Here is a 3,055-nt window from a genome sequence, read left to right on the forward strand (position 1 = left end):
GCCCGCCGCGACGTCCGCGGGTTCCGTGCGCTCGCCCCCGCCGGCCGGGACCGGCGCGGCCGGTGCGCCCGGCCGGCCGGCGCCGACGTCGTCTCTACCTCTGTGGCCATGCTGCCTCCATGCCCGTCGCCGTAGTCGCTCAGTGCAGCTCGGCGAAGGATGCCTCGAGCTCGCGGCGGATCTCGTCGCCGCCCTGCTGGCGCCAGTTGTCCACGACGGTGTCCCAGTAGTCGATCGGCTGGCGGCCGGACAGGATCTCCAGCTCGGCGTCGTCGATCAGCTTGCTGAGCTGGCCGCCCTTGTTGATCGCCGCCGCGGAGTACACGCCGTCGGAGGCGTTGCGGACGATGTTCGGGATGGCGGCCTCCTGGTAGGCGCGCTGGGCGTCGACGCGGGCGCGGTCGCGCGGGCCGAGCACGTGCGGGGAGTCGGCGACGTACTCCAGGGGCAGCTTGACCTCGGTGTTGCCCTGGTCGGTGCGGACCGGGGCGCCGTTCTCCATGGTGTAGTGGGTGCCCTCGATGCCGAACTTGCGGAACATGAACTCGCTGGTCCCGAGCGGCGCGGCCAGCCAGTTGCACAGGGCCAGCAGCTGCTGGATCCGCTCCGGGTCGGCCTTCTTGAACGCCGTGTAGCCGAAGCTGGTGGCGCCGGCGCGGACGACACCCGGGCCGCCGCCGTCGAACGTCGGCGCGGCCACCGCGCCCACCTCGACCGGGTAGGTGTCGGCCAGGATGTCCCAGGCCGCGTAGCCGTCGGACTGGAACACCAGCGTCCCGTTGCCGAACAGCTCGCGCAGCTGCAGCTTGCCGCCGATCGCGTCGGGGTGGAACAGCCCCGCCTGGACCAGCTCGGCGGTACGGGCGATGGCCTCCTTGCGCTCCTCGGTCTCGTGCTCGGAGGTGAACGTGCCGCCCTCCTCGCGCCACTGGTTCGGGACGCCGAGCATGTTGCCGATGAATGTGATGACGCTCTTGCCGGCGCCGAAGGCCCACCGGTTGTTCCCGGGGTCGTTGACGCCCTCGGCCAGCTCGCGGAACTCCTGGTAGCTGGCCGGCTCCGGGTTGAGGCCCCGCTCGGCGATGATGTCGGCCCGCGAGAAGAAGATGGTGCCGACGACGGCCCGCGGGATCGGGATGGCGTAGATGCCGCCGTTGTACACCATCGACGGCCACGAGTCGGCCGGGATGTTGGCGAGGAACGGGTACTCGTTCACGGCGTCGCCGGACAGGAACTCCGTGAGGTCGGCGCACAGCCGCGTCAGAACGTCGGCGCGGTTGGCCAGCGTCGTCGTGATCAGCATGATGTCGGGCAGGTCGCCGCCGGCGAACACCGTCGCCAGCTTGTTCGGGTACTCCGCCTGCGGCGTCATGGTGAGGTTGAGCTCGGTGCCGACGCGGGTGTTGAGCTCCTGCCAGTACGCGTTGTCGCCCACGGCCGGCGGCAGCGGGTTGAGCATGTTGGTGAGGATCTCGACCGGCTCGGCACCGGCCAGCGGCGGCGAGTTGAACGCGTCGACCGGCGTCGGGTAGCTGTAGTAGCCGGCCATGACGCCCTCGGGCGTCGGCGGCAGGTCGGGGCTGACCTGGTCCCACGGCGTGTATGTGGGCAGCCGGACCGCCCGGTTGGCCGACGCGGCGTCGGACGGGCTGGTCCCGCCGCCGTCGCCGCCGCACGCGGAGAGCAGGCTGGGAGCGGCCACCACGGCGGCCAGGCCGCCGGTGACCTCGAGGAACCGCCTCCTGGTGAATCGCATGTCGCTCATGGGGCTACTCCGATCATGCTGTGAGTGGGGTTTCGCACCAGCACCGACACGACCTGCCACGGCCGCAGCTCGACCGCCGCCGCGCCGGAGTCGTCGACCGGCACCGGGCCGGCCTCGCGTTCATCGGCCAGACACCGTACGACGGGGCCCGCGACCGGCAGCCGGACAGTCCCGCCGGCGCCGGACAGGTCCTGCAGCCGCAGGAGCAATCCATCACGGTCGCGCGGCTCGGCGACGGTCGCATGCACCCAGCCGGGCAGTCCGAGGTCGAGCAGCGACGCACTGGTCGCCGGCAGCGGCCGCGGCTCGGCGTCGAACTTGTCCAGCCGGGTGACCTCGGAGACCGCAGCCGGGACGCGGACCTCGCGGCCGAACCGCCCGGCCGCCACCGGGTCGAACGACGGCAGCGGCGTGAACGCGTAGCGCAGGGTCAGCTCGCCGTCCTGCTCGGGCGGGGTGTTCGTCGGCCAGTAGTTGTTCATGACCCAGGACAGGACGCTGCCGCCGGCCGGCTCGAACCGCTCCGGCCAGGCGCCGCGGACGATGTCGCCGGCGGTGAACAGCGGCGCGTCGGCGCTGGTCCAGGCGACCGCCGGACCGCCGGGCGCGGACTCGACGACGACGCCGTACTGGGTGGTGAACCACTCGTGACAGGCGCCGGGCGCGTGGTCGGCGGCCGGGTCGATCCAGCCCTGCTGGCGGTCGTAGTGGAACCGCGGTGCGTCGGCGCCGAACGGGAACGCGACGTACACCGACTCCTTGGCCAGCTCGCGCTCCTTGGTCAGCCGCACGGTGACGTCGACGCGGTCGCTGTGGTCGCGCAGCAGCACGTCGGCCTCGATGCTCGGCAGGCTCGGCGCCGACCCGACGGTGCGCAGCCGCCAGCCGTCGTACGTGCGGCGCAGGCCGACCGGCCGCATGGTCGCGGCGGTGACCGTCAGCTCGGGCGGGTCGGCCACCGGACGCCGGCCGGACAGCGTGCTGCGCGGCGCCGGCGGATGGACGTGCGGCGTCCCCGAGTGCGTGACCGCGTGGGGGTCGTCGCCCCGGGTCAGCGCGGCCGGCCCGTTGCGGACGTAGAGCACCTGGCCGAGCCGCCACGGCGCGGCGTCGTCGAGCAGCGACCGCCCGGTCGGCCGGTGGGTCAGCGTGGTCACCGACCCGGTGGCAGGGTCGAACTCCACCTGCCACCGGGACGTCTCCAGGCTCGGCGGCACCGGCGCCCAGCCGCCGTCGCCCGCCGCGGCCGGCCCGCCGGCGGCCGAGCCGTCCTCCTCGCCCGGCGCCAGC

The 3,055-nt window shown here is 73.4% G+C and carries 1 protein-coding gene and 1 pseudogene; both read right to left on the bottom strand.

Annotation, left to right across the window (positions count from 1 at the left end):
- Positions 1-139: 139 nt before the first annotated feature.
- On the bottom strand, positions 140-1,765 hold the full coding sequence (locus DY240_RS23410; protein ID WP_119662159.1) for an extracellular solute-binding protein: 1,626 nt from the start codon (positions 1,763-1,765) through the stop codon (positions 140-142).
- A pseudogene (locus DY240_RS32405) lies at positions 1,762-3,055 on the bottom strand (hypothetical protein); the annotation flags it as partial. The gene DY240_RS23410 and the pseudogene DY240_RS32405, both read right to left, overlap by 4 nt.

It is taken from the genome of Jiangella rhizosphaerae, from assembly GCF_003579925.1.
Lineage (GTDB): Bacteria > Actinomycetota > Actinomycetes > Jiangellales > Jiangellaceae > Jiangella > Jiangella rhizosphaerae.